This window comes from Arthrobacter sp. SPG23, assembly GCF_000876655.1.
In the GTDB taxonomy this organism is placed as follows: Bacteria; Actinomycetota; Actinomycetes; order Actinomycetales; family Micrococcaceae; genus Arthrobacter.
This window is the reverse complement of sequence record NZ_JYCN01000021.1, coordinates 19122-42710: the sequence shown is the minus strand read 5'-3', so window position 1 is coordinate 42710 and position 23589 is coordinate 19122. Positions and strand designations below refer to the sequence as shown.

22 protein-coding genes are annotated in these 23589 nt (G+C 67.2%); 17 read left to right on the top strand and 5 right to left on the bottom strand.

Annotated features, from left to right (window positions below):
* Positions 1-12: 12 nt before the first annotated feature.
* The 3 genes from nagB to TV39_RS13455 all read left to right on the top strand — a co-directional run bounded on the left by nagB (position 13) and on the right by TV39_RS13455 (position 3165).
* On the top strand, positions 13-795 hold the full coding sequence (nagB, locus tag TV39_RS13465) for a glucosamine-6-phosphate deaminase (RefSeq protein WP_043482545.1): 783 nt from the start codon (positions 13-15) through the stop codon (positions 793-795).
* 49 nt (positions 796-844) lie between these two features.
* The gene (locus TV39_RS13460; protein ID WP_043482544.1) at positions 845-1180 is read left to right on the top strand and encodes a DUF3039 domain-containing protein; all 336 of its coding nucleotides are present in this window, start codon (positions 845-847) and stop codon (positions 1178-1180) included.
* 209 nt (positions 1181-1389) lie between these two features.
* Positions 1390-3165, top strand: a complete 1776-nt coding sequence (locus TV39_RS13455) for a DEAD/DEAH box helicase (RefSeq protein ID WP_043482543.1) — start codon at positions 1390-1392, stop codon at positions 3163-3165.
* Between the two features lie 7 nt (positions 3166-3172).
* On the opposite strand, the gene TV39_RS13450 is transcribed toward TV39_RS13455, so the two are convergent.
* Both TV39_RS13450 and TV39_RS13445 read right to left on the bottom strand, forming a co-directional pair.
* Positions 3173-3823 (bottom strand): isochorismatase family protein, encoded by a 651-nt coding sequence (locus TV39_RS13450; protein WP_043482542.1) that lies wholly within the window; start codon positions 3821-3823, stop codon positions 3173-3175.
* Positions 3823-5151 carry a nicotinate phosphoribosyltransferase gene (locus tag TV39_RS13445; protein WP_235347388.1) on the bottom strand — a complete coding sequence of 443 codons (1329 nt, stop codon included), beginning with the start codon at positions 5149-5151 and terminating at the stop codon, positions 3823-3825. Before TV39_RS13445 ends, TV39_RS13450 begins: the two co-directional genes overlap by 1 nt.
* Positions 5152-5188: 37 nt before the next feature.
* Between TV39_RS13445 and clpS the strand changes: the two genes are divergently transcribed.
* From clpS to rdgB, 6 genes are all read left to right on the top strand, one after another.
* On the top strand, positions 5189-5557 hold the full coding sequence (gene clpS, locus TV39_RS13440) for an ATP-dependent Clp protease adapter ClpS (protein ID WP_011692426.1): 369 nt from the start codon (positions 5189-5191) through the stop codon (positions 5555-5557).
* On the top strand, positions 5550-6116 hold the full coding sequence (locus TV39_RS13435; RefSeq protein WP_043482540.1) for a DUF2017 domain-containing protein: 567 nt from the start codon (positions 5550-5552) through the stop codon (positions 6114-6116). Before clpS ends, TV39_RS13435 begins: the two co-directional genes overlap by 8 nt.
* A gap of 120 nt (positions 6117-6236) precedes the next feature.
* Positions 6237-7253 (top strand): glutamate racemase, encoded by a 1017-nt coding sequence (gene murI, locus TV39_RS13430; RefSeq protein WP_235347387.1) that lies wholly within the window; start codon positions 6237-6239, stop codon positions 7251-7253.
* Positions 7250-8047: an MBL fold metallo-hydrolase gene (locus tag TV39_RS13425; protein ID WP_043482538.1), complete on the top strand. Its 798-nt coding sequence runs from the start codon at positions 7250-7252 to the stop codon at positions 8045-8047. The genes murI and TV39_RS13425 overlap by 4 nt, the downstream gene beginning before the upstream one ends.
* 67 nt (positions 8048-8114) lie before the next feature.
* Positions 8115-8873, top strand: coding sequence for a ribonuclease PH (rph, locus tag TV39_RS13420; RefSeq protein ID WP_011692422.1), 759 nt, complete (start codon positions 8115-8117; stop codon positions 8871-8873).
* A 20-nt stretch (positions 8874-8893) separates the two neighbouring features.
* Positions 8894-9592 carry an RdgB/HAM1 family non-canonical purine NTP pyrophosphatase gene (gene rdgB / locus TV39_RS13415; protein ID WP_043482676.1) on the top strand — a complete coding sequence of 233 codons (699 nt, stop codon included), beginning with the start codon at positions 8894-8896 and terminating at the stop codon, positions 9590-9592.
* A 77-nt stretch (positions 9593-9669) separates the two neighbouring features.
* Here rdgB and TV39_RS13410 read toward each other — a convergent pair whose 3' ends face one another.
* Positions 9670-10440 carry a VTT domain-containing protein gene (locus TV39_RS13410; protein ID WP_043482537.1) on the bottom strand — a complete coding sequence of 257 codons (771 nt, stop codon included), beginning with the start codon at positions 10438-10440 and terminating at the stop codon, positions 9670-9672.
* A 139-nt stretch (positions 10441-10579) separates the two neighbouring features.
* Between TV39_RS13410 and TV39_RS13405 the strand changes: the two genes are divergently transcribed.
* Both TV39_RS13405 and TV39_RS13400 read left to right on the top strand, forming a co-directional pair.
* Positions 10580-11596 (top strand): exonuclease domain-containing protein, encoded by a 1017-nt coding sequence (locus TV39_RS13405; RefSeq protein WP_043482536.1) that lies wholly within the window; start codon positions 10580-10582, stop codon positions 11594-11596.
* 91 nt (positions 11597-11687) lie between these two features.
* A complete protein-coding gene (locus TV39_RS13400) occupies positions 11688-12272 on the top strand; it encodes a DUF4395 domain-containing protein (protein ID WP_235347386.1) in 585 nt (194 codons plus the stop codon).
* Here the strand turns inward: TV39_RS13400 and TV39_RS13395 are convergent.
* Positions 12259-13386, bottom strand: a complete 1128-nt coding sequence (locus TV39_RS13395) for an ADP-ribosylglycohydrolase family protein (RefSeq protein ID WP_043482535.1) — start codon at positions 13384-13386, stop codon at positions 12259-12261. The genes TV39_RS13400 and TV39_RS13395 overlap by 14 nt on opposite strands.
* Positions 13387-13595: 209 nt before the next feature.
* Between TV39_RS13395 and TV39_RS13390 the strand changes: the two genes are divergently transcribed.
* The 4 genes from TV39_RS13390 (at position 13596) to TV39_RS13375 (ending at position 20496) form a co-directional block, all read left to right on the top strand.
* Positions 13596-14549 carry an MIP/aquaporin family protein gene (locus TV39_RS13390; RefSeq protein WP_043482674.1) on the top strand — a complete coding sequence of 318 codons (954 nt, stop codon included), beginning with the start codon at positions 13596-13598 and terminating at the stop codon, positions 14547-14549.
* 61 nt (positions 14550-14610) lie between these two features.
* A complete protein-coding gene (locus TV39_RS13385) occupies positions 14611-15783 on the top strand; it encodes an exonuclease SbcCD subunit D (RefSeq protein WP_043482534.1) in 1173 nt (390 codons plus the stop codon).
* On the top strand, positions 15780-18848 hold the full coding sequence (locus tag TV39_RS13380; RefSeq protein WP_043482530.1) for an AAA family ATPase: 3069 nt from the start codon (positions 15780-15782) through the stop codon (positions 18846-18848). The genes TV39_RS13385 and TV39_RS13380 overlap by 4 nt, the downstream gene beginning before the upstream one ends.
* A 160-nt stretch (positions 18849-19008) precedes the next feature.
* Positions 19009-20496 (top strand): MFS transporter, encoded by a 1488-nt coding sequence (locus TV39_RS13375; protein ID WP_082049727.1) that lies wholly within the window; start codon positions 19009-19011, stop codon positions 20494-20496.
* Between the two features lie 22 nt (positions 20497-20518).
* On the opposite strand, the gene TV39_RS13370 is transcribed toward TV39_RS13375, so the two are convergent.
* Positions 20519-21253 (bottom strand): IclR family transcriptional regulator, encoded by a 735-nt coding sequence (locus tag TV39_RS13370; protein WP_043482525.1) that lies wholly within the window; start codon positions 21251-21253, stop codon positions 20519-20521.
* A gap of 166 nt (positions 21254-21419) precedes the next feature.
* Here TV39_RS13370 and TV39_RS13365 point away from each other — a divergent pair, with 166 nt between their 5' ends.
* Together TV39_RS13365 and hpaB are read left to right on the top strand one after the other, a co-directional pair.
* On the top strand, positions 21420-21953 hold the full coding sequence (locus TV39_RS13365; RefSeq protein ID WP_052500578.1) for a flavin reductase family protein: 534 nt from the start codon (positions 21420-21422) through the stop codon (positions 21951-21953).
* Between the two features lie 57 nt (positions 21954-22010).
* Positions 22011-23465, top strand: coding sequence for a 4-hydroxyphenylacetate 3-monooxygenase, oxygenase component (gene hpaB, locus TV39_RS13360; protein WP_082049725.1), 1455 nt, complete (start codon positions 22011-22013; stop codon positions 23463-23465).
* Positions 23466-23589 lie beyond the last annotated feature (124 nt).

The window sequence follows — 23589 nt, the reverse complement described above, 5'->3', positions numbered from 1 at the left end:
AGGCGGTAGGCCATGGAAGTGGTTATTCTTCCGGGGAGCAAACAGATCGGGGCGCTCGCCGCGGATGCCATCGAGGCGCTGCTGCGCCGGAAACCGGACGCGGTGCTCGGCCTGGCAACCGGGTCTTCGCCGCTGCCGGTCTATGACGAACTCGCCCGCCGGCATGAGCAGGCCGGGCTCGACTTCAGCCGGGCACAGGGGTTTGCCCTCGACGAGTACGTGGGCCTGGAGCACGGGCATCCCCAGTCCTACCGCGAGGTCATCCGCCGCGAGTTCACGGACCGGGTGAACATCGCTCCCGAGAACGTGCACAGTCCCGACGGCTCAGCGGCGGACATCCCCTCGGCCTGCCAAGCCTACGAGGACGCCATCACGGCCGCCGGAGGGGTGGACCTCCAGTTGCTGGGCGTAGGCACCGACGGCCACATCGGATTCAATGAGCCCGGCTCCTCACTGGCGTCAAGGACCCGGATCAAGAGCCTCATTGAGCAGACACGCCGGGACAACGCCCGGTTCTTCAAAAACATCCATGATGTTCCCCACCATGTGATCACCCAGGGGCTGGGCACCATCATGGAAGCCCGCCACGTTGTCCTGATCGCCACCGGTGCCCAGAAGGCGCAGGCTGTCCGGGACCTGGTGGAAGGTCCGGTGGCCGCCATCTGCGCCGCGTCCGTGCTGCAGATGCACCCTCATGTCACGGTGCTGGTGGATGAGGCCGCCGCGTCATCCCTGCGGCTGGCGGACTACTACCGCCACACCTATGACAACAAACCCGCCTGGCAGGGCCTGTAGGCCGGAGGTCCGGGTTTGGTCCGGTTTTTTGTCCTGCCCACCGGCTAAGATGGATGCCATGACTAGCATGACGGACCCCCTCGAAAACGACCCGATGCGTGAGCTTTCCGGAGCAGGAACGTCCACAGCCACTATCGAGCGCGAGGAACTGCGCCAGGAAGTGGAACCCGGTGACCGGGAACGGTTCGCCCACTACGTGCGCAAAGAGAAGATCATGGAATCAGCCATGACGGGCGAGCCGGTCATCGCACTGTGCGGAAAAGTCTGGACCCCGGGCCGCGATCCCCAGAAGTTCCCCGTGTGCCCCGAGTGCAAAGAGGTCTACGAAGGCCTGCGTCCGGGGTCCGACGGCGGCAAAGGTTCCGACGGCGACTCCGGTAAATAGCGCCGTTTACCGGTCACCCTGCTGATTGGGGTGACCGGCCCGCTGAGGCGGGCAGTTCAACCACGGGGCGCTGACCGCTGCTGCGCGCGTCCCGTGCCCACGATGATTTTGATGACCGGACCAGTGCGGCTCCTCCGGAACAGATTGGTGTTTATGTTTATGTGTCTTTCGCTCACGGCTGCCGCAATGCGGGGAATTGAGGGCTCTGCGTGACGGAGACACTCTTTGGCGGGCCAACGCTGCCACCGGCATACCCCGAGCGGGCAGCGTGGGGGACCGCGCCGAAGCTCCGTGCGTGGCAGCAGGAAGCGCTCGACCGCTATTTCGCCACCGGCCCCAGGGACTTCCTGGCGGTGGCAACGCCAGGGGCAGGCAAGACCACGTTCGCCCTGCGCGTGGCATCGATGCTGATCGAGGCCGGCACCGTGAACCGGGTGACCATCGTGGCGCCCACCGACCACCTCAAACGCCAGTGGGCTGACGCGGCGGCACGGGTCGGCATTGCGATCGACCCCAACTTCAAGAACTCCGACGGGCAGCACGGCCGCGGCTTCATCGGCGTGGCGGTGACCTATGCCCAGGTGGCCAGCAAGCCCATGCTGCACCGCGCGAAGACGGAAGCGGCGCGGACATTGGTGATCCTCGACGAGATCCACCACGGCGGCGAAGCCCTCTCGTGGGGTGACGGCCTCCGCGAGGCTTTTGACCCGGCCGTGCGGCGGCTGTCGCTGACCGGAACCCCCTTCCGCTCCGACACGTCGCCCATTCCGTTCGTGGAGTACGCCGAGGACCGGGACGGCATCCGCCGCTCCAAGGCCGACTACACGTACGGTTACGGCAACGCCCTCCGCGACCATGTGGTCCGCCCGGTGATGTTCATGGCGTACTCGGGACAGATGCGCTGGCGTACTAGCGGCGGTGAGGAGATGGCGGCTTCCCTGGGCGAGTCGGCAGTCACCAAGGACATCATTGCGCACGCCTGGCGGACAGCCCTTAACCCGGCCGGCGAATGGATCCCGGCTGTCCTGGCCGGGGCGGACAAGCGCCTGAGCGAGGTCCGCCGCACCGTGCCGGACGCCGGCGGCCTGGTGATCGCCACAGACCACGACACCGCCCGCGCCTATGCCGGCCAGCTGAAGAAGATCACCGGAGAATCTCCCACAGTGATCCTTTCCGATGACGCCAAGGCATCCAGCAAGATCGAGGAATTCACCGCCAGCGAGAAACGCTGGATGGTGGCCGTCCGCATGGTGTCCGAAGGCGTTGACGTGCCTAGGCTTTCGGTGGGCGTCTATGCCACCTCGACGTCCACGCCGCTGTTCTTCGCCCAGGCCGTGGGCCGTTTTGTGCGCGCCCGCAAGCGCGGCGAAACCGCCTCCGTGTTCCTTCCGTCAGTGCCCCAGCTGACTGCGCTGGCGAACTCCATGGAAGCTGAGCGCGACCACGCCCTGGACCGGCCGGAGAAAGAGGACCCGGACGGCCTGTTCAACCCGGAAGACTCGCTCATGGACGAGGCGAACCGGGAGGACAAGGCTTCCGACAGCCTCACCAAGGGCAAGTTCGAGGCGCTGGACTCGCAGGCATCATTCGACCGCGTGCTGTTCGACGGCGGCGAGTTCGGCACCGGCGGCGACATCGGATCCGACGATGAACTGGACTTCCTGGGGATTCCGGGACTGCTGGACGCCGAGCAAGTGGGAACGCTGCTGCGCCAACGCCAGCACGAGCAGCAGAGCCGCAAGAAGCTGAGGGCTCCCGAGAGTGCCCCGGCGCCCACCGTGCCGGACCACCGGATGCTGATGGACCTGCGCAACGAACTGGCCAAGAACGTGGCTGCGTGGTCCGCGCGGACCGGAACTCCGCACGGTGTGGTGCACACCAAGCTCCGTACCGTGTGCGGCGGCCCGCCGGTGGCGCAAGCCAACGAGGAACAGCTGCAGGCCAGGCTGAGGAAGCTTCAGGACTGGTTTATCGGCCGGAAGTAGTGCCGGTTCAGGCGAGGTCCACGCCGCCGAGTTCCATCTCGGCGTAGGCGTCGTCAAGATCGGCGGCGATCCCGGCCGTCAGGTTCCGGACCACCGTCACGGAATAACCGGCCTGGACGGCATCCAGGGCCGTGGCCATGACGCAGTAATCGGTGGCGATGCCCACGACAACAACGTCCTCCACGTCATGGCTCTGCAGCCAGTCATCCAGTCCGATCGCGTCGTCGTCGGCGAATGAACCGGCGGTGGGCGCCTCGTCGTCGTCGGGCACCGTCAGGGCCCCGGGCTTCCGGTCACCCGTAGGCACCTCGTCCTCGGGGGCCAGGATGCCTTCGAAGCCGGAGTAGGCGGCGGTGAACTGGCCCTTCCGGAAATAGGCCTGGATGTACTCCGTGTCCAGGTCCGGATGCAGCTCCGCGCCGGGGGTGCCGGCAACGCAGTGCGGAGGCCAGCTGTCAATGAAGTCGGGAGTCTCCGAGAAGTGGGCGCCGGGCTCGATGTGCCAGTCCTGCGTAGCCACGATGTGGTCGAACTGGCCGTGATGGGCGTCCACGTACTCGCTGATGGCGCCGGCGACGTCGGCCCCGCCTTTGACGGCCAGGGTACCGCCCTCGCAGAAGTCGTTCTGCACATCAACAATGATCAGGGCGCGTGACATCAGTTCTCCTCGTAGACGGTGGGAATGGCCGCTTCGCCGCGCTGCAGGCGGTTGACGACGGCCGGCAGTTCCGCCATCGAGTCCATGTGGCGCTGGCGGGCGCGGAAAACGCCCTCGGGTCCGGTCCAGCCGGGGAGGAGCTCGCCGTTCTTGATGAACTGCTGCAGTAACTGGCGGTCGTTGCCGTCGTCTTCGGGCCGGTGGCCTACTCCCACGATCTCGTGGGTGGCGACGCCCCGTTCATTCAGCCGGCGCAGTGCGTACTTCCTGCCGCCCTTGCTCGTCTTGTTCTTGGCGGCTTTGGCCACGGACACGAAGTCCCCGGACCCGTCCGTGCGGCTGACCAGTTTGTACACCATGCTCGCGGTGGGGGCGCCGGAGCCGGTGACCAGCGATGTGCCCACCCCGTAGGAGTCAACCGGCGCCGACTGCAATGCGGCGATGGCGTATTCATCCAGGTCCGAGGTGACTACGATCTTGGTGTTCTCGTTGCCGAGTTCGTCCAGCAGCTGCCGGACCCACTGGGCCTGGGCGACGAGGTCGCCGGAGTCCAGCCTGACGGCCCCCAGCTTCGGACCCGCAAGGTCAACGGCCGTGCGGACGGCTGCTTCGACGTCGTACGTGTCCACCAGCAGCGAGGTTCCGCTGCCGAGCGAGGCGATCTGCGCCTCAAAGGCTTCCCGTTCAGTGTCGTGCAGGAGGGTGAAGGAGTGGGCGGCGGTGCCCACCGTCTTGATGCCGTATCGCCGCCCGGCCTCGAGGTTGGAGGTGCTGTCGAAGCCGGCGATGACGGCTGCGCGGGCTGCCGCGGCCGCGGACTCCTCCTGGGTCCGCCGGGAGCCCATTTCAATGCACGGCCGGTTGCCTGCCGCGGTGATCATCCGGGACGCCGCGGAGGCGATCGCGCTGTCGTGGTTGAGCACGGAAAGAATGTAGGTCTCCAGGATGCAGGCCTCCGCGAACGTGGACTCCACAATCAGGATGGGGGAGTTGGGGAAATAGGCCTCGCCCTCGGCATAGCCCCAGATGTCCCCGGTGAACCGGAACCCGGCCAGGTAGTCCAGGGTTTCGTCGTTGACCACGTGGGTGTTCCGGAGGAAATCCAGCTCGGGACCGCCGAACCGGAAATCCGCGATGCCCTCCAGCAGCCGGCCCGTGCCGGCCACGATCCCGTAGCGGCGGCCGTCGGGAAGCCTGCGGGCGAACGCCTCAAACACCGACTTCCGGTGCGCGGCACCGGAGTGCAGCGCCGCCTGGAGCATGGTCAGCTCGTAATGGTCGGTGTACAAGGACGTGCGGGGATGGTCCCAGCCAGCAGAGGTACTCACGAATTCACTCTAGTGCGCATCGCCCTAGAATGGACAGATGACCCTAAGCGTTGCGCTCGGCCCTGACACCCGGGAGAGCACCCAGACCGGAACTGTGACGTCCACCGACGCCCTCACGGCTCCGGACATTCCCTGGAACCTGGTGATCTGGAACGATCCCGTCAACCTGATGAGCTACGTGAGCTACGTCTTCCAAAGCTACTTCGGCTATTCGGAACCCAAAGCCAACAAGCTCATGATGGAAGTCCACAAGAAGGGACGCTCCATCGTGGCGCACGGCAGCAAGGAGCAGGTGGAGCAGCACGCCGTCGCCATGCATGGCTTCGGCCTGTGGGCCACGGTGGAGAAGGCCGCCGGCGGCGGAAAAGACGGCGGATCCGGCAAGGGCAAAGGCAAACGTGGCTAAGGCATTCAAATACGGGATCAAAGGCATTACCGGTTACCTGGAACCGGCGGAACGGGAACTGCTGCGCAGCCTGATCGACGACGTCATCTCCATGCTCCAGCCGGCCGAAAGCGCCAGCGAAGATCCGCTGACCGCCCTGATTGGGCTGGACATGAATGTCCGGGAACCGTCGGACCGCGCCCTGCGCCGGCTCCTGCCCAACGTGACAAAGAACGACGACGCAGCCTCCCTGGAGTTCCGGCAGCTCACCGAACGCTCACTGCGGGAAAACAAGATCGGCGCCTTGCGGGCAGCCGCCCTGGGACTGGATACCAACGAGCTGGTTCTCTCTCCCGCCGATGCCAGGCACTGGTCCCAGGCGCTCAACGACGTCCGGCTTGTCCTCGCCGAGCGGCTCGACATCCGGGACGATGCTGATGCCGAACATGTCCACACCATGCAGGACTGGTCCCAGGCTGAAGACGTGGAAAGCTACCTGGCACTGGTGTACAACTTCACCACCTGGCTGCAGGAATCGCTGGTGCAGGCCATGCTGCAGTCCATGGAGCCCCGCGGCTGACCGTACCGGCCCGGTGCGGCCGGCTGGCCGGCTGGCCGGCCAAGTGTGACCCATCCGACATGAGTCGGGCGACACAATGTAATGGCCGCACCATCAGGGAAGCCCTATCCTCGAATAATCATGACTTCAGCATCGAGTATGGATCCGGCAGCGGCAGCTGTGGCGGATTCCCCAGCGAGCAGCCCGGACGACAGCCCCATGGGCTCGCGGCCCATCGGCATCTTCGACTCCGGCGTCGGAGGACTGACCGTGGCGCGGTCCATCATCGACCAGCTGCCCAACGAATCGATCCTGTACGTGGGGGATACGGCCAACGGCCCCTATGGCCCCCTGCCCATCGCCGAGGTCCGCGCCAACGCCCTCGGCGTCATGGATGAGCTGGTGGACTCCGGCGTCAAGCTGCTGACCATCGCCTGCAACTCGGCCTCCGCCGCCGTGTTGCGGGACGCGCGTGAACGGTACACGGCCCGCTACGGGATCCCCGTCATCGAGGTCATACAGCCTGCCGTGCGGCGGGCGGTGGCCGCCACCCGGAGCGGCCGGGTGGGCGTCATCGGCACCTCCGCCACCATAGGCTCCCGCGCTTACGAGGACACCTTCGCCGCGGCGCCCGACCTGCACATCACCTCCGTGGCCTGCCCTGCGTTCGTCAGCTACGTAGAGGCCGGCATCACGACCGGGCCGGAACTCCTGGCCGTGGCCCGGGAGTACCTGGAGCCGCTGCGCGCCGCAGGCGTGGACACCGTCGTGCTTGGCTGCACGCACTATCCGCTGCTTACTGGCGTGATCTCCTATGTCATGGGCGAGGACGTCACCCTCGTATCCAGCGCCGAGGAAACCGCCAAGGACGTGTACCGGGCGCTCGTCTCGCACGACCTGCAGCGGACCCTCGAAGCACCGCCCGAGCACCACTTCATTGCCACCGGTGAAGCAGGCCAGTTCGAAACCCTGGCCAGGCGTTTCCTGGGGCCCGAGGTGCTCAGCGTGCGGCACGTGGATCACGTCGCCGCGCAGTACCCCACGGGCAGCCTGGCGAAAATTACGCCGGAAATGATCGCGGCCGCGCAGGCCGGCGCTTCCCGGCCACGGATTTCCAACTTCGTCGGCGGATCCGCGGCCGGGGGGTCCCGCCGGTGAAATTGACCATTGTTGGCTGCACCGGGTCATTCCCCGGACCGGGCTCCCCGGCGTCGTGCTACCTGCTGACTGCCCACGACGGCGAGCGGACCTGGAAGATCGTCATGGACCTTGGCAGCGGGGCGCTGGGCGCCATCCAGCGGTACACGGACCTGGAGGACATCGACGCGATCTTCCTCACCCACCTCCATCCGGACCACTGCATGGACCTGTGCGGGCTTCACGTGGCTGTGCGCTGGAAGCCGGGCGGCTGGGGCCGTGACCGGATACCGGTCTGGGGACCTGCTGCCACGGCTGACCGGATGGCCACGGCCTACGGTTTGGAACTGGACCCGGGCATGCATGAGGAATTCGACTTCACCAACTGGACGGAACGGCAGTCCGTCACCGTCGGGCCGTACACCGTGACGCCGTTCGCAGTGAACCACCCCGTGGAGGAGGCCTATGCCCTCCGCGTGGAAGTCACCGAACCGTCCGCGGACGGCGTCCCCGTCACCCGCGTCCTCACGTACTCGGGCGATACTGACTCGTGCTCCGGGCTCGAGGAAGCCGCCAAGGACGCCGACCTGTTCCTGTGCGAGGCAGCCTTCGAGGAAGGCCGCGACGACGACATCAAGGACGTCCACCTGACCGGCAAGCGCGCCGGCGAGGCCGCTGTGGCCGCCGGTGCCCGCCGGTTGCTGCTGACCCACATTCCGGTATGGACTTCGCAGACAACCGTAATGGCGGAGGCCAAGAAGGTCTTCGGCCAGCACGTTGCTGTGGCCGTCGCGGGCGTGCACTACACCATCTGAGGTGCCGGCCGCACGGTCCGGTTTGGTGTGGTCCGGGCAGGCCGGGGCGGGTCGATAAGCTAAAGGCATGACTTCTGAAGCAATTGCCACCCCCGTCATTCGAGCCGACGGCCGTACCCCTGATCAGCTCCGCCCGATCAGCATCACCCGCGGCTGGTCCAAGCAGGCCGAAGGTTCGGCCCTGATCGAATTCGGCAACACCCGGGTGCTGTGCACGGCTTCCCTGACCGAAGGCGTGCCGCGCTGGCTCAAGGGGGAGGGCCGCGGCTGGGTCACGGCCGAATACGCCATGCTGCCCCGCGCCACCAACACCCGTTCCGCGCGTGAGTCCGTGAAGGGCAAGATCGGCGGCCGCACGCACGAGATCTCCCGGCTGATCGGCCGTTCGCTCCGTTCCATCATCGACACCAAGGCCCTCGGCGAGAACACGATCGTGCTGGACTGCGATGTCCTGCAGGCCGACGGCGGCACCCGCACCGCGGCCATCACCGGAGCCTACGTGGCACTGGCGGAAGCCATCCGCTTCGCCCGTGAAAACAAGATCATCTCCAAGAACGCGCAGCCCCTGATCGACACGATCGCTGCCGTGTCCGTAGGCATCATCGACGGTGTTCCCATGCTGGACCTGCCCTACGTCGAGGACGTCCGCGCCGAGACCGACATGAACGTTGTGGTCACCGGATCCGGCAAGTTCGTGGAGGTGCAGGGCACAGCCGAAGGCGCCCCCTTCGACCGCGACGAGCTGAACCAGCTGCTGGACCTGGCCCTGCTGGGCACCGAGCAGCTCGCGGCCATCCAGCGCGAAACCCTGGCGGAAGCCCCGTGACCCAGCCCGACGGGTTCGACATGAACTACACCACCGGCCGGGACTGCGTTCCCGGCCCCGATGCTTCGGCTCCCGTGCTGGTCCTGGCAACGCACAACAAGGGCAAGCTCCGGGAACTGCGGGAGCTGCTGCGCGGACAGGTGCCAGGGCTCGACGTCGACACCCAGGTGGTGGACGCCGGCGCCGTCGGCGCGCCGGATGTCGCAGAAACGGGCGTGACGTTTGCAGAGAACTCACTGTTGAAGGCCCGGGCAGTGGCGGAGGCTACCGGTCTGGTGGCCATTGCCGACGATTCGGGCCTCTCGGTTGATGTCCTTGGCGGCGCACCGGGAATCTTTTCAGCACGGTGGAGCGGCCGGCACGGCGACGACGCCGCCAACCTGCAGCTTCTGCTGGCGCAACTGGCCGATGTTCCGGATGAGTACCGCGGCGCTGCCTTCGTCTGCGCCGCGGCGCTCGCCGTGCCGGGCCACGCAACGGACGGCGGCCGTGAAGTGGTGGAGTACGGCCAGCTCGAAGGATCGCTGCTGCGCGAGCCGCGGGGCGAGGGAGGTTTTGGCTATGACCCGGTGCTCCAGCCGAGCGGCCTTGACCGCAGCTGCGCAGAGTTGAGCCCGGAGGAAAAGAACGCCATCAGCCACCGGGGCCAGGCGTTCAGGGCGCTGTTGCCGTCCATCGTGGAGGCGCTGGCGGAACATAGCCTGCGGAACCAGGCCTAGCTGCCCGGACAAAACTGAAGGCGCCCCCGCACGGGGGCGCCTTCAGCCATATTCAGGGCCGGGTTCGTCAGCCGCAGCTACATGTTCGTCTTGCGTTCTTCTTCCGGTTCGTGCTCCTCGATGAACTCGTCCACGGCGTCCGTGCCGAAGTGAGCGGCCTGGCGCTTGGCGGAGAGGCCACGGAGTACCTCTATGCCGATGGGAATGACGGAGAGCAGCACGATCACGATGAAGATGATGTCCAGGTTGTCGCGGACCCACGGCACCCGGTCGCCCAGCAGGTAGCCGAGCAGCGTGACGCCGCCGCCCCAGAGCACGGCGCCGATGACGTTAAAGAGGAAGAACTTGCGCTTGCTCATCTGCGCGACGCCGACGATGACCGGAACGAAGGTGCGGATGATGGGAACGAAGCGGGCCAGGATCAGCGCCTTGCCGCCGTGCTTTTCGAAGAAGGCGTGTGCGCTTTCGACGTTTTCACGCTTGAACAGCTTGGAGTCCGGCTTGTTGAAGATGGCGGGGCCGGCTTTGGAGCCGATGAGGTAGCCGGTCTGGTTGCCGATGATTGCCGCAACGATGATCAGGGCGGAGAACAGCCAGATGTTGAACTTGATGGTGTCCGTGGCGACGAGGAGGCCTGCCGTGAACAGCATGGAGTCGCCGGGGAGGAAGAAGCCGATCAGCAGACCCGTCTCCGCGAATATGATGCCGCAGACCAGCAGCACAACCCAGGGTGCAAGTGCCGGGTCGGCCAGGAAGATCTGGGGGTTGAGCCAGTCGGGAAGGAACGAGGCCAGGTGCGGCTGCACCGGTCCCGCACCACCCAGGGTGGACACGGCAAAGTCACTCATCGCATGTAGGTTCACCACTCAAGGTTACTGGACCGCCGGTACCGGGCCCGTCCCGCACGGCCGTTGCGTGACCACCGACACCCGCGACAGGCGGGCCCACGGTGCCGGGGCTCGGGCCGGCCGGCGGTAAAGTTGAGCCGTGGGTTTGGACTTTACGGCGATCGACTTCGAGACAGCCAACGGCTTCCGCGGTTCGCCGTGCGCCGTTGGCCTGAGCAAGGTCCGCGGCGGCGTAGTGGTGGAGGAAGCCTCCTGGCTGATGCGCCCGCCCGAAAACCACGACCGGTTCGACTATCACAACGTGCGGATCCACGGCATCCGGCCCGAGGACGTGGCCGGCCTGCCGCGCTTCGGAGAGCTCTTCCCCGAGATCGGCGCATTCGTTGGCGGTGACGTCCTGGCCGCGCACAACGCCGCCTTCGACCTGGGCGTGATCCGGTCCGGGCTGGAAGTGTCCGGGCTGCCGGGTCCCGCCTACGACTACGTGTGCACGGTGATGCTGTCGCGCCGGTGCTACTCCTTGGTCTCCAATTCGCTGCCCTACGCTGCCGAGGAAGCCGGTGTCCCGCTGGTCAACCACCACGACGCGGCTGAGGATGCCAGGGCGTGCGCCGGAATCCTGATCGACATTGCGCAGCGGAACGGCGCCGGCAGCATCGCCGAGCTCTACATGTCCCTGGGACTCTCGCTGCCGCACCAGCCGGCGTTTGATCCCGCGCGCGACGGCCTGTCGAAGGCGACCCTGACGGCCTTGGGCGCGGTCGGCGGCACCGGAACCGCTGCGGCGAGGCCGTTCAAGCCGGGCTGGCCCGAGGAAGGGGCCAACCCCGCTCCCAGTCCCGACGCCGAACCCGGGCATCCGCTGTTCGGGCAGACTGTGGTTTTCACGGGCGAGCTGGCCATGCTCCGGCCCGAAGCCAAGGTCCTGTCCGCGGAGTTCGGCGCCCAGCCCGAGAGCCGGGTGACCGGCCGGACCACGGTGCTGGTGGTCGGCGACGGCTTCGTGGCTTCGGACCTCCGCTCCGGCCGCCTGACGGGCAAGGCCCGGCGGGTCCTGGAACTCCACGAGCGCGGCCAGCGCATCGAGGTGCTGTCCGAAGGGGAGTTCCTGCAGATGGTGGGCGGGCAGGTGCCCGCAGCCGCGGCCCTGATCTAGCGCCGGTTCCCCGGCCGTCCCCGGGTGGGCAGGACGGTCACATGGCGCAACAATCCTTCCGGTGCTGCCGGCGGCCTCCTAGCCTTGCAGCATGGGCAAACTGCTGGTCACCGATTCCACCACTGTCACCGCGGCTGATGCCGCTCCCGCCACCGGCGCTGCCACTGCGGCGGTAAACCGGCGCGCCGGGGTGGACTGGGGCAAGGTGTTCGAATTCCCCAACCCCGTCAACGAGTATGCCGCCAGGATCACGGCGGCCCTGGTCGTGGTGCTGGCCGCCGTCACGCTCTTGACGGGCTGGGACTGGGGAGTGGCAGTCATCGCCGGCGGCTTCTGGCTGCGCGTGCTGTTCGGCCCCCGGATTTCGCCGTTGGCCCAGCTCTCCGTCAAGGTGCTGGCGCCGCGCCTGGGCCGGTCGAAGCTTGTCCCCGGGCCGCCCAAGCGCTTCGCGCAGGGCATCGGTGCGGCCATGTCGACTGCTGCGGCGCTGCTGCTCGCGGCAGGGCTCGCACCCGCCGCCTGGACGCTCCTCACGGTCCTGGTCCTCGCAGCCTCGCTGGAGGCGTTCGCAGGGTTCTGCCTGGGCTGCGCGATCTTCGGCTTCCTTCAGCGCCGCGGACTCATTCCGGAGGACGTCTGCGAGGCGTGCAACAACATCACCCTCAGGCGATCGTAACCTTGACCAGTTGACCGGCCATGCCCCGGATAATCTCCGGTGCTTCCAGGAACTCCAGCCACTCCGCGGGAATGCCTTCCTCGCCGTAAAGCGCTCCCAGGATGTTTCCGGCAATGGAAGCGGTGGAGTCGCTGTCCCCGCTGTGGTTCACGGCCAGCACAATGGCTTCGCGGAAGTGCGACTGGGGGTCGATGCCGGCGGTTTCCGGCGCGGCGTCGCCAGCCATATCCCGTGCCGGTGCTGTGGCCAGCACCGCGTAAAGCGCGACGGCGAGGGCTTCCTCTGCCACCCAGCCCTCCCCGAGTTCACGGACCAGTTCTTCGGGACCGAGGCGGGCACCCGCCGCCGGTCCGGAGACGTCCGCGAGCTGAAAGGCCCGCTCCAGCCGGTCGATGAGCGCCGGCTCGGCGTCGTCCCGGCCGCGTGCATGGGCGAAGGCATATTGGGCCGCTTCGGGGAGACTTTGGCCACTCACAAGCGCGTGGATCAGGAGGCTGAATGTTCCTGCGCTCTGCCGCGCTGAACGGTGGCCGTGGGTCAATGAAGCCGCGTCAGTGCTCAGCTTGTACACCGCATCGGCAGGAATATGCGGAATGAGGCCGAACGGCGCAGAGCGCATCACCGTTCCGCAGCCCTTCGACTCGGGATTGACCGGACGGTACACGGTTCCCATTTCACCTGTGGCCAGGCCGCTGAGGCAGGCATTTCCCGGCGCACGCCGGTGCTTCAGGGCCGCCTGGCCGTCAATCCACCGCGGTTGCGGAACCGGAGCCGACGCCGGGACCGGCACCCCTTGCGTCGCCAGCCAGCGCAGGTAGGCCAGCCACACACACGCGTTGGCATCGGCGGCCGTGCCGGCGTTGGCCCACTCCAGCGCCTCCACGAGGCCGTCGACTGTGTACAGCGTCATTTGGGTGTCGTCCGAAAAGTGGCTGCCGGCGTCGAGCGCTGAAAAATCCTGAAGGCCCGCGGGGCCGAAGCGGCTCCGGATGGTGGAAATATCATCGAATTCCACGGCGTAGCCGAGGGAATCGCCCAAAGCGCCGCCCAGCAGGCAGCCATGGATCCGGGACTGGGGCGTCGGTGCCGGCGGGCGGGAAGGTTCAGTGCTCATGACTGTAAATTTACCCCGGGCAGGGCTGTGGAGTCGCCGGGCGCCGGCCCCCGGTCGCTGCGACGGCGTGCCGCGGGCTAAGCTCGAATCCAGCAAGCGTCCAGACTCAGTTGGCAGAATACGTCGGACAGTACATTGCCGGGCGCACCGCCGTCCGCACGCCCGCCGGAATCACCGGGCGGGCAACGAAGCAAAGGATTTCCAAAAACATGACCTCCCCCGTGCCTGCACGCCCGACCCCAAGTCCCGACTTGCACGCCGCTCCGGAGGCTTCCAAACCCGGGCTTGTGGCACGTTTGTCAGCGGAGGCCTTTGGAACCCTGTTCCTGGTGATCGCCGGGCTGGGAGTGCCGCTGTTCACGATTCCCCAGTCCAACCCGTTGTCCGCCTCACTGGCCGCCGGCCTTGCCGTCACCGCCGCCATGCTCGCATTCGCCTACATCTCCGGCGGCCACTTCAACCCGGCGGTGACCCTGGGCAACGCCATTGCCGGCCGCATCAGGCTGCCGGAGGCTGCCGCGTATCTCGGAGCGCAGCTTGTCGGGGCTGTCGCCGGTACTTTGGCACTGTTCGGGATCCTGCGGACGGTCCCCAAAATCGAAGACACCCGCGCAGCCTTTGACACCGTAACGGCCGGCTTTGGCGAGCATTCCATCATCCAGGCGCCCCTGGCAGGAGTCCTCCTCGTCGAGGTACTTGGCACAGCAATCCTGGTGGCCGTCTTCCTGGGCACCACTGCTGCACGCAACACCAGCAAAGCTGCCGCGCCCTTCGCCGTTGGACTCACGCTTGCCGTCCTGCTGCAGCTGGGCCAGGCCGTGGGCAACACGCCGTTCAACCCGGCGCGCGCCACTGCGTCGGCCATCTTCAGCAACTCCTGGTCCCTGGAACAGCTGTGGCTCTTCTGGGTGGCGCCGCTGGTGGGCGCCGCCATCGCGGGACTCGTGTTCCGCGGGTTCGCCGAGACCCCGGCTGCTGTTCCGGCAGGCGGACACGGCGCAGCCGACGACGCTGATCTCGACGACGCTGCGCACGAGCCCGACGACGAGGACATCGACAACAATCTCGTAGGTCATGCAGGCCGCGGCTCCGTCACGGGGACTGCCGGCAACCCGGCTGATGATGACGCCCGCGACTTCTTTGACGGCAAGCGCGGACAGTAGTTGCGCGGCCATGCCGTGTCTGTACCGCAAAACTGTCGGTACCCGCGGATAGCTTAAGAACATGCGGTTATTGCACACTTCCGACTGGCACCTGGGCAGGTCGTTCCACGGCGTCGGCATGCTGGACGCCCAGCAGGGCTTCATCGACCAGCTGGTCGAATTCGTCGGCGACGAGAACGTGGACGTAGTCCTGATCGCCGGTGATGTCTACGATCGCGCCCTGCCCGGCGTTGACGTGGTCCGCCTGCTGGACGACGCCCTGGTGCGGCTGACGGACGCGGGAGCGCAGGTGGTTCTCACCAGCGGAAACCACGATTCAGCCATCCGCCTCGGGTTTGCCTCAAAGCTGCTGGAACGCGGGGGAGTGCACCTGCGTACGCGGCTCACCGAACTGGACGTGCCGGTGCTGTTCCCGCTGGACGCCGCAGCGGACGGTCCGGTGCTGGCCATCTACGGCATTCCGTGGCTCGAGCCCAGGCTGGTTGCCGAGCAATTGGGCGTTGAAGCCGCCAGCCACTTCGAAGTGACGCGGGCTGCCACGGAAAAGATCCGGGCCGATGTGACCGCGCGGGCCAAGGCCGGGGCGGTTCATTCAGTGGTGCTGGCCCATACATTCGCCAGCGGCGGGATCAGCTCGGATAGCGAACGGGACCTGAGCATTGGCGGAGTCGGTGCCGTTCCGCTGGACCTCTTCGACGGCTTCGGCTACACCGCGCTGGGCCACCTGCACGGCAGGCAGTCGCTGTCACGGACCGTGCGCTACTCGGGATCACCCCTTGCCTACTCGTTCTCCGAGGCGAAGCACCGGAAGGGCGGCTGGCTGATCGAAGCGGACGCCACCGGCATTACGGCTGTCCGCGAAGTGCAGTGGGAGGCGCCTCGGGCGCTCGCCGTGCTGCGCGGCACGCTGGACCACCTCCTCTCGGCCGGGGAGCATGCGTGGGCCGAGACGGCTTATTGCCAGATCACCCTGACTGACTCCCAGCGCCCCGCCCAGGCCATGGACAAACTGCGCGCCCGCTTTCCGGACACCCTGGTGCTCGGTTTCCAGCCCGAGGGCGCCACGGCAGACGCCACCACGACTTACAGCACCAGGCTCGCTGCGGCGGACGATGATCTGTCCATCTGCTGCGGCTTCCTGGAGCACGTCCGCGGCCGCAGCACCGATGACGCCGAAGCGGCTGTCCTGGCGGATGCCCTTGAAGCCGTACGCCTGGAAGAGGTGTCACAATGAGGATCCACCGGCTCGAGATTTCCGCGTTCGGCCCCTTTGCCGGCACGGAGCACATCGACTTTGACCGGCTCAGCGCGCATGGACTCTTCCTGCTGAACGGGGCAACCGGCGCCGGGAAGACCAGCGTGCTGGACGCCATCTGCTTCGCCCTGTACGGCTCTGTGCCGGGGGCACGCCAGGAGGGCAAACGACTCCGAAGCGACCACGCCGACGCCTCCGCCGAACCCCGCGTCACCTGTGAGTTCTCCGCCAAAGGGCGGCACTTTGAAGTCTCCAGGATGCCCGCGTGGAACCGGCCCAGCGCCAGGGGCAGGAACGGATTTACCGAGCAGAAGGCCAACACCCTGCTGCGGGAGCGCGTTGACGGGCAGTGGATCGAAAAATCCGGCCGGAACGATGAAGCCGGGGCGGAAATCAGCTCAGTGCTGGGCATGGACCGGGAGCAGTTCACCCGGGTAGTGATGCTGCCGCAGGGAGGCTTCGCTGCCTTCCTCCGCTCGAAGCCCGCCGACCGGCTGGAACTGCTCCAAAGCCTCTTCGGCACCCAGCGCTTTGAAGCCGTTGAACAGGAACTCGCCCGGCGGGCCGCGGATGCCCGGACGCAGGTGGCCAGCCTCAATAACCAGCTGGACCTCCTGCTGGCGCAGGCCGGGTCCGAAGTGACGCCGGACCAGGAACTGCCGGACGCCCAGCCACGGCCCGAGGACTCCGATCTTCTTCTGGATTGGCTGCAGGACACCGCCGCGGCCAAGGCTGGCGCACTGCAGGCCGAAGCGGACCAGGCGGCAGCAGCTCGCGCCGAGGCCGCACACCGCCTCGAGTCCGCTGCGGCGCGTGCTGACCGGCAGGCAAAGCTCGCGGCAGCGGAACGCCGGAGAGCGGCTGCGGACGCCGCTGCGCCTGAACTCCGGGAGAAGGCCCGGAAGCTTGGCCTGCACCGCAAGGCCGAGGTGCTCGGCGGCCAATTGCAGGCCGTGGACAGGGCCGTGGACGCCGAGGAGCGGGCAGCCCGGGCCATGGCGACGGCGGCCAACGAATTGCACGCTGCAGTCCTTGTTGATTCCGAGCTCGCTGCCCTGTCCGCCAACGGCCGCACGGGCAGCGGCATCGCAGGCGAACAGTTCTTCGACGCTGCGATCGTGCGGAGCGAGCTCAGCCGGCTGCGCTCCCTCCGCGCCGTGCTCGAGGAACGCCTGCCGGACGAGGCCAGGCTGTCGGCGATGGTGGCACGCAGCGCTGAGCTCCGGAAGAACCTCGAGCAGTTGCGTGAGGGTAGGCGTGCGGGTGCTGCCGCCCTTGATGCCCTGCGCGCAGAGTATGCCGGGCTTCTCGCGGGCATGAAGCCCCTCGAGGAACTCGCTTCCGAAGCCCAGCTGCGGATCAAAGAGGCCGCAGCCGCGGAGGAACTCGTCTCCGTCGTCGGCCGTTACGCCGCAGCCGTCCGGGTCGGTTCCGGCGTTGCCGACAGGCACCGCGTTGCCCGGGACGACCACCAGAACCACCGCCAGCGGTGGCTGGACCTGCGGGAAGAGCGGCTCGCCAACGCTGCCGCGGAGCTTGCCTCCCAGCTTCGCCATGACGAGCCCTGCCCGGTCTGCGGCAGCCCTGACCATCCTTCTCCGGCGCCGTCGGCCACTGCTGCGTTGGCTGTTGCTGAAGCAGAACATGCGGCCCAGGAAGCCTGCGAAGCTGCGGAAGCGGTGCTGGCAGCCCTGGACAAGGAACTGGCCGAATCCCGGCAGCAGGTCGCCGTACTGGCGGCCCAGGGCGGCGACCTCCCGCCGGAAGAAGCCCGTGCGGATGCTGCCCTGGCGAAGGGACGCGCGGACGAGGCAGCCGGCGCGGCCGCGGAGCTCGCTGCCAGCCGTGAGCGCCAGGCGGACCTGGAGGAACTCATCTCAACTGCCGAATCAGCGCAGGCAGCCGCCGAATCCGGCGTGGCAAAGACGGAATCCACCCTTGGGGAAGTCGTTGACCAGGCGGATGACTTGGAAGGCGCGCTGGGCAAACTGCGTGCGGGCTACCCGACCCTCGGCGACCGGCTGATCTCCCTCATCGAATCCACGGCGCTCCTGGAAAGAACAGATGCTGCGCGGACCGCCCTCGAACAGGCGGGGCTGCGGACCAGGGATGCCCGACAGCAGCTGGACCAGGCCCTTCCGGGGTCCGGGTTCGAATCGGCCGCGGCAGCCAGGTCCGTCCTGCTCCCGGCCCCGGACGAAGCCATGTTCGAAGCCGCTATCCGGTCCGGCCAGGACGAAGAAGCCCGTGTCGGGGAACTTTTCGCCAGCGAGGAACTGACCCTCGCCGCGCGCGAGCTTGAGGAGGACGGCCCGGTGGAAGCCGGGGTGCTGGAACAGCTCCGAACGGAGGATGCCGCCGCTGAACGCACCGCCAGGCAGGCGGTGGTGGCCGCGGGGCTCGCGGACAAGTCCGTCCTGACCCTTCGCCGGATCGCAGCGGATTATGCCCGGCTCGCGGCGTCAGGCCAAGGTCCCCGGGAACGCGCCGCACTGCTCACCGCGGTGGCCGAAGCCGCCCGCGGCGCCGGTGACAACACCTACCGCATGAGCCTGAACAGCTACGTGCTCGCGGCCAGGCTCGAGCAGGTGGCCATCGCCGCCTCGGAGCGGCTGGTCGGCATGAGCGACGGACGGTACACCCTGCAGCATACGGACGCCAAGGCCGCCCGGGGTGCCAAATCCGGTCTCGGCCTGGAAGTCGTTGACCAGTGGACCGGGCACCGCAGGGACACCGCGACGCTGTCCGGCGGCGAATCGTTCATGGCCTCGCTGGCCCTGGCACTGGGCCTCGCGGACGTCGTGCAGCAGGAGTCCGGCGGCGTCGACATCGAGACACTCTTCGTGGACGAGGGCTTCGGCAGCCTCGACGAGCAGGCGCTGGAACAGGTGATGGATGCCCTCGAAGGTCTCCGGGACGGCGGCCGCGTGGTGGGCCTGGTGAGCCACGTACCGGAGATGAAGCAACGCATCAGCACCCAGCTCCAGGTGGTCAAGGGCCGTAACGGGTCCACCCTCCATATCTCGGACGACGCCGTCGCCTGATTTCCGCGGGACGCGCAAGGGGCCCCGAGCGCGTCCCTGCCCGGCACACTCCACCCTGCGCCCCGCCCTGCGAACCGGGGCCTCGGCTACACTTGAGGAGTTACCGGGTCGCGCGCATCGGGAGGAGGGACGATGCGCACCTTTGAGCGAACCCGGAATCATGACCCCTTCACTCTCTTCGCCGGCAACCGCCGCAACTTCGTCCGCCACACCGTCCTCTTCCGTAACGGGAGTATCTTCCGTAGCGGGAGTGACGGACACCGCGCACCCCGCACGCCGGGCCGGGCAGGATTGCTCCGGCCCTCCTGCAGGCAGGGGAGGCCGTTACGCCCGCCTGCCGCTGCTGGCGGGCAAGGGCTTTATCCCGCTTGGCCTCTTCGCCCGGCTCCCCCTGGCCATGCTGACTGTCGGCGCCCTCACCCTGGTTACGGCCGTCACCGGCTCCTACGCCGTGGGCGGAGCAGCAGCCGGTGCCGTGGGCATCGGTTCAGCACTGGGAGCGCCGGTCCTTGGGGCATGGGCGGACCGCCTTGGGCAGCGCCCCGTGCTGCTGTTCGCCGCAGTACTCAACACTGCCGCGGTGGTGGCCCTGATCCTCGCGGCGTATCTCGTTCCCGCCGCCCAGGATTTTTCGGCGGCGTTGCCCGTCCTCGCAGCAGCGTTCGTCGCCGGAGCCAGCTGCCCGCAGGTCGGCCCGCTCGCCCGCGTCCGCTGGATGGCCCTGACCGCCCGGGGCAGCAAGGACGGAAACGCGCAGGACCTGGACGCAGCCCTGTCCTACGAAAGCACCGCGGATGAAGTGACCTTCGTCCTCGGCCCCGCACTCGTGGGCATCCTGGCAAGCCTGGTCGCCCCGTGGCTGCCGCTTGCCGTCGCGGCAATCCTGACGCTCACGCTGGTTCCCGCGTTCGCCGTTCACCGCACCCACCTCGCCGTACCGCTGAGCGAGCGCAGGCGCCGGGGCGCCCCGGGCGCTCAATCCGCGGACCCGCGTGGCGCCATCCCGGGCACCGCCCACGCGGACTTCGCCGCAGGTTCCAGGACAGGCGCCCGCGTCCGCGGCGTGGCATCCGTTGCACTGCCCTTCCTGGCCATGCTGTGCATGGGAACCTTCTTCGGTGCCACCCAGACGGGCCTGAGCTCATTCTCGGCGGGCTTTGCCACGGCTGAAATTGCCGGACTGCTTTACGCCGTCATGGGACTGAGCTCCGCCGCTGCGGCCCTCAGCGTCGCCTACTGGCCCAAGCGATTCACGTTTCTGGCACGCTGGATGCTCAGCGCCGTGCTGATGGCCGGCCTTGCGGTGCTCCTGTTGCTGCCGGAATCGGCGCTCTCCATGGTGCTCGTTCTGCTCGTGCTGGGACTGCCGGTGGGCCCGCTGATGGTCACCGTGTTCGCCATCGGCGGGCAGGTGGCTCCCGCCGGGCGGCTGGGAACCGTCATGACTGCCCTGGCCAGCGGCATCGTCGCCGGTACGGCCCTGGGGTCCTCGGTCGCCGGCCAGCTGGCGCAGCACCACGGGTATTCCGCAGCGTTCCTTGTGCCGGTCTGCGCCGCAGCGGCGCTGTTCCTGCTGGGGGCGGTTGCCGCCGTCGTCCTCCGACACGGCAAGGCGCGCCGCCAGGGCGACGCCGCCGTCAGCCCCTAGAGAAGGTCGCAGGGCCAGTGCCCTACAGCAGTTGCTTCTCGATACGTGCGGCGCTCGACGTCAGGGCCGCTGCCACTTCAGCCGCGTCCTGCGTTGAGCGGATGTAGACGACCGCGACCGACGCCGGACGGCCGCCCGGCACGTTGATGGGGGCAGCCAATGATGACACCCCGGCAATGACTTCATCGTGGCTCGCCGCGTAGCCGCGTTTACGCGCTTCGGCTGCCTCGGGCCGGTAGGGGATGTCCGGCGCCAGCCGGTTCCACTCCTGTTCCGTGAGGGCAGACTGGATGGCGATGCCCGGGGCGCCGGCGCTGATCGGGTGCCGTGAGCCGGGGTGCTGAACCACTGTGGCCGCCGAGTGCCTGGGCTCCACCGTCACCAGCGTGATGCAGTCCTGATGGTCCCACACCGCAACGAAGGCAGTCATGTTCAGGGTGTTGGCAAGCTGGGTGAGCTCAGGCAGGGCCGCGGATTGCAGGTTGCGTGAAACCCCGCGGGCCAGGACTGCCAGGCCCGGGCCGGGCTGGACCTTGCCGGCGTCGTCCCGGACGAGGAGTGAATGATCCTCCAGCGTGCGCAGGATCCGGTAGGCCACGGAGCGGTGGACACCCATAGCATCGGCAAGTTCGGCGATAGTGAGGGGCTGCCCGGCTTCCGCCAGGATTTCCAGCGCGCGGATTCCGCGTGACAGGGTCTGCGATGGTGAAGCCTGGGCGGTCGCGGCCTGCGTGCCGGCGCCGGCGGTCTGAGTCATGCTGTCCATCCTAGGCCGGGATCAGGGGCGCTCCGCCCCGGGGGTCTTGTGTTGCAACTCACTTTGGGCTAGCGTTCCATATGGGAACTATATGTTCAACTATAGAACATCTAAGAATAACCCTCCCAGTGATCGACTACACAGCAGACCATCCAAGGGATCAATGATGATTGCCAAGCCGCGCCCGGGGGAGGCCCACGGAGCCGGCAGTACGTCGGCCCCGCGGGCCCATCATTTCCGCGGGAGCCTCGGGAGGTTCGCCACCGGCGTCGCGATCGTGACCTTCGACGGCGCCACCAGGCGGCACGGCATCACCGTCAATTCATTCACGTCCGTGTCCATGGAGCCGCCACTGGTCCTGGTCAGCATTGCCCGGACGGCCAGGGCGCACGACGAACTCTCGGGCCGTCCGTTTGCGGTGAACATCCTGGGCGCCGAACAGCGGTACCTTGCCACGCATTTCGCCGGCTGGCCCGGGCCGGAACCCCGGTGGGTGGAAGGCGGCACGGCGCCCCGCCTGGCCGGTGTCCTCGCGTACTTCGAGTGCACCCCCTGGGCTGAATACGACGGCGGCGACCACACCCTGTATCTCGGGAAAGTGGTGAACTTCGACTACCGCAGCGGCGACGCCCTGGCGTTCGCGAACGGCACCTACACCACCATCCCGGAAAGCCAGCTGGGGATGGAGGACCTGCTCTAGCCCCACGCCTCCTCAGCAGAAGCACCTGCAGCTCAACGACGACTGGAGAAAAGAACAATGGGCATCCGTACCGGCCGGCAGTACCTGGACAAACTGAACTCCATGACGCCCCACGTGGTGATCGACGGGGAAGTGGTCAGTGAAAAAATCGCTGAGCACCCGGCGTTCCGCAACGTGGCCAGATCCTACGCAAAACTCTTCGATATGCAGCACGACCCCGCGTTCCAGGAGGCGCTGACATACACGTCGCCCTCCACGGGCGACCTCGTGAACGCTTCCTTCCTGGTTCCCAGGACCATTGAAGACCTCCAGCGCCGGCGCAGGGCCATTTCCACCTGGGCCGAATCGTCCAACGGCTTTCTGGGCCGCTCGGGCGATTACATGAATTCCTCCCTGACCGCGCTGGGTACCGCTGAAAAGTGGTTCTCCCAGGCCGACCCCACGTTCGGCGAGAACATCCGCAACTACTACGAATGGGCCCGGGAGAACGACGTACTGGCGACGCACACGCTCATCCCGCCGCAGGTCAACCGCTCCGTTTCTGGCTCCGAACAGATGGGCGGCCAGTTGTCGGCACGCATCGTCGAGGAGCGGGACGACGGCATTGTGATCAGCGGCGCGCGCATGCTGGCCACGATCGCCCCCATTGCCGACGAGCTCCTGGTGTTTCCCTCAACCGTGCTGCGTGGCACCCCGGAGGACGCCCCGTATTCGTACGCCTTCGCCATCCCCAATGATGCTCCGGGCCTGCGCTACCTCTGCCGCGCCTCGCTGTACAACGGCGGGAGCACCCACGACGAACCCCTTGCCTCGCGCTACGAGGAAATGGACGCCGTGGCCATCTTCGACAACGTTTTCGTGCCGAGCGAGCGGATATTCATGCTCGGCCACCCGCAGCTCTGCAACGCCTTCTACACGGAAACCGGCGCGGGCGCCCTCATGACGCACCAGGTGGTCACCCGGACCATCGCCAAGAGCGAGTTCTTCCTCGGCCTGGCGTCAGAGTTGGCAGAATCCATCGGAATCGACGGCTTCCAGCACATCCAGGAGGACATCGCGGAACTGATCATCGACGTCGAGATCGGCAAGGCGCTGATCCGTGCGTCGGAAGCGGACGCGGCCCTCAACGACGCCGGCGTGATGCTGCCCAAGTGGACCACGCTGAACGCCGCCAGGAACTGGTACCCCAAGATTGCCCAGCGCTTCCCGCAGATCATCCGGAAGTTCTCGGCGTCCGGGCTGATGGCGCTCCCCGGCGAGGCCGACGTCAACAGCGCGGCCCGGGCGGACATCGACATGTACCTGCAAGGCAAAACGCTCACCGGCCCGGAGCGCGTCCGCCTGTTCAAGCTTGCCTTTGATGCCTCCATCTCCGGCTTTTCGGGCCGGCAGTCCCTTTATGAGTACTTCTTCTTCGGTGATCCCGTCCGGATGGCCGGTGCCCTCGTCAACAGCTACGACCGGGAGCCGGTCCGGGCCAGGGTCCGCGAATTCCTCAACAGGCAGGACTGACCGTGCCGCCTGCCGGGGTCCCGCTGCCGCCGTCCAAGAGTCCGGCGACAGGGGGAACCAAAAGAATTAGTGCGCTTTGTCACACATTCGAGTATCCTCATACCAACTGACCGTTCGATCGGTA

Bases quoted from the DNA above. Each gene is read 5' to 3' on its own strand.
- nagB (WP_043482545.1), top strand. From the start codon at position 13: ATGGAAGTGGTTATTCTTCCGGGGAGCAAACAGATCGGGGCGCTCGCC.
- TV39_RS13460 (WP_043482544.1), top strand. From the start codon at position 845: ATGGATGCCATGACTAGCATGACGGACCCCCTCGAAAACGACCCGATG.
- TV39_RS13450 (WP_043482542.1), bottom strand. From the start codon at position 3,823: ATGTCACGCGCCCTGATCATTGTTGATGTGCAGAACGACTTCTGCGAG.
- clpS (WP_011692426.1), top strand. From the start codon at position 5,189: ATGACCCTAAGCGTTGCGCTCGGCCCTGACACCCGGGAGAGCACCCAG.
- murI (WP_235347387.1), top strand. From the start codon at position 6,237: ATGACTTCAGCATCGAGTATGGATCCGGCAGCGGCAGCTGTGGCGGAT.
- rph (WP_011692422.1), top strand. From the start codon at position 8,115: ATGACTTCTGAAGCAATTGCCACCCCCGTCATTCGAGCCGACGGCCGT.
- rdgB (WP_043482676.1), top strand. From the start codon at position 8,894: ATGAACTACACCACCGGCCGGGACTGCGTTCCCGGCCCCGATGCTTCG.
- TV39_RS13410 (WP_043482537.1), bottom strand. From the start codon at position 10,440: ATGAGTGACTTTGCCGTGTCCACCCTGGGTGGTGCGGGACCGGTGCAG.
- TV39_RS13400 (WP_235347386.1), top strand. From the start codon at position 11,688: ATGGGCAAACTGCTGGTCACCGATTCCACCACTGTCACCGCGGCTGAT.
- TV39_RS13395 (WP_043482535.1), bottom strand. From the start codon at position 13,386: ATGAGCACTGAACCTTCCCGCCCGCCGGCACCGACGCCCCAGTCCCGG.
- TV39_RS13390 (WP_043482674.1), top strand. From the start codon at position 13,596: ATGACCTCCCCCGTGCCTGCACGCCCGACCCCAAGTCCCGACTTGCAC.
- TV39_RS13385 (WP_043482534.1), top strand. From the start codon at position 14,611: ATGCGGTTATTGCACACTTCCGACTGGCACCTGGGCAGGTCGTTCCAC.
- TV39_RS13380 (WP_043482530.1), top strand. From the start codon at position 15,780: ATGAGGATCCACCGGCTCGAGATTTCCGCGTTCGGCCCCTTTGCCGGC.
- TV39_RS13375 (WP_082049727.1), top strand. From the start codon at position 19,009: ATGACCCCTTCACTCTCTTCGCCGGCAACCGCCGCAACTTCGTCCGCC.
- TV39_RS13370 (WP_043482525.1), bottom strand. From the start codon at position 21,253: ATGACTCAGACCGCCGGCGCCGGCACGCAGGCCGCGACCGCCCAGGCT.
- TV39_RS13365 (WP_052500578.1), top strand. From the start codon at position 21,420: ATGATTGCCAAGCCGCGCCCGGGGGAGGCCCACGGAGCCGGCAGTACG.
- hpaB (WP_082049725.1), top strand. From the start codon at position 22,011: ATGGGCATCCGTACCGGCCGGCAGTACCTGGACAAACTGAACTCCATG.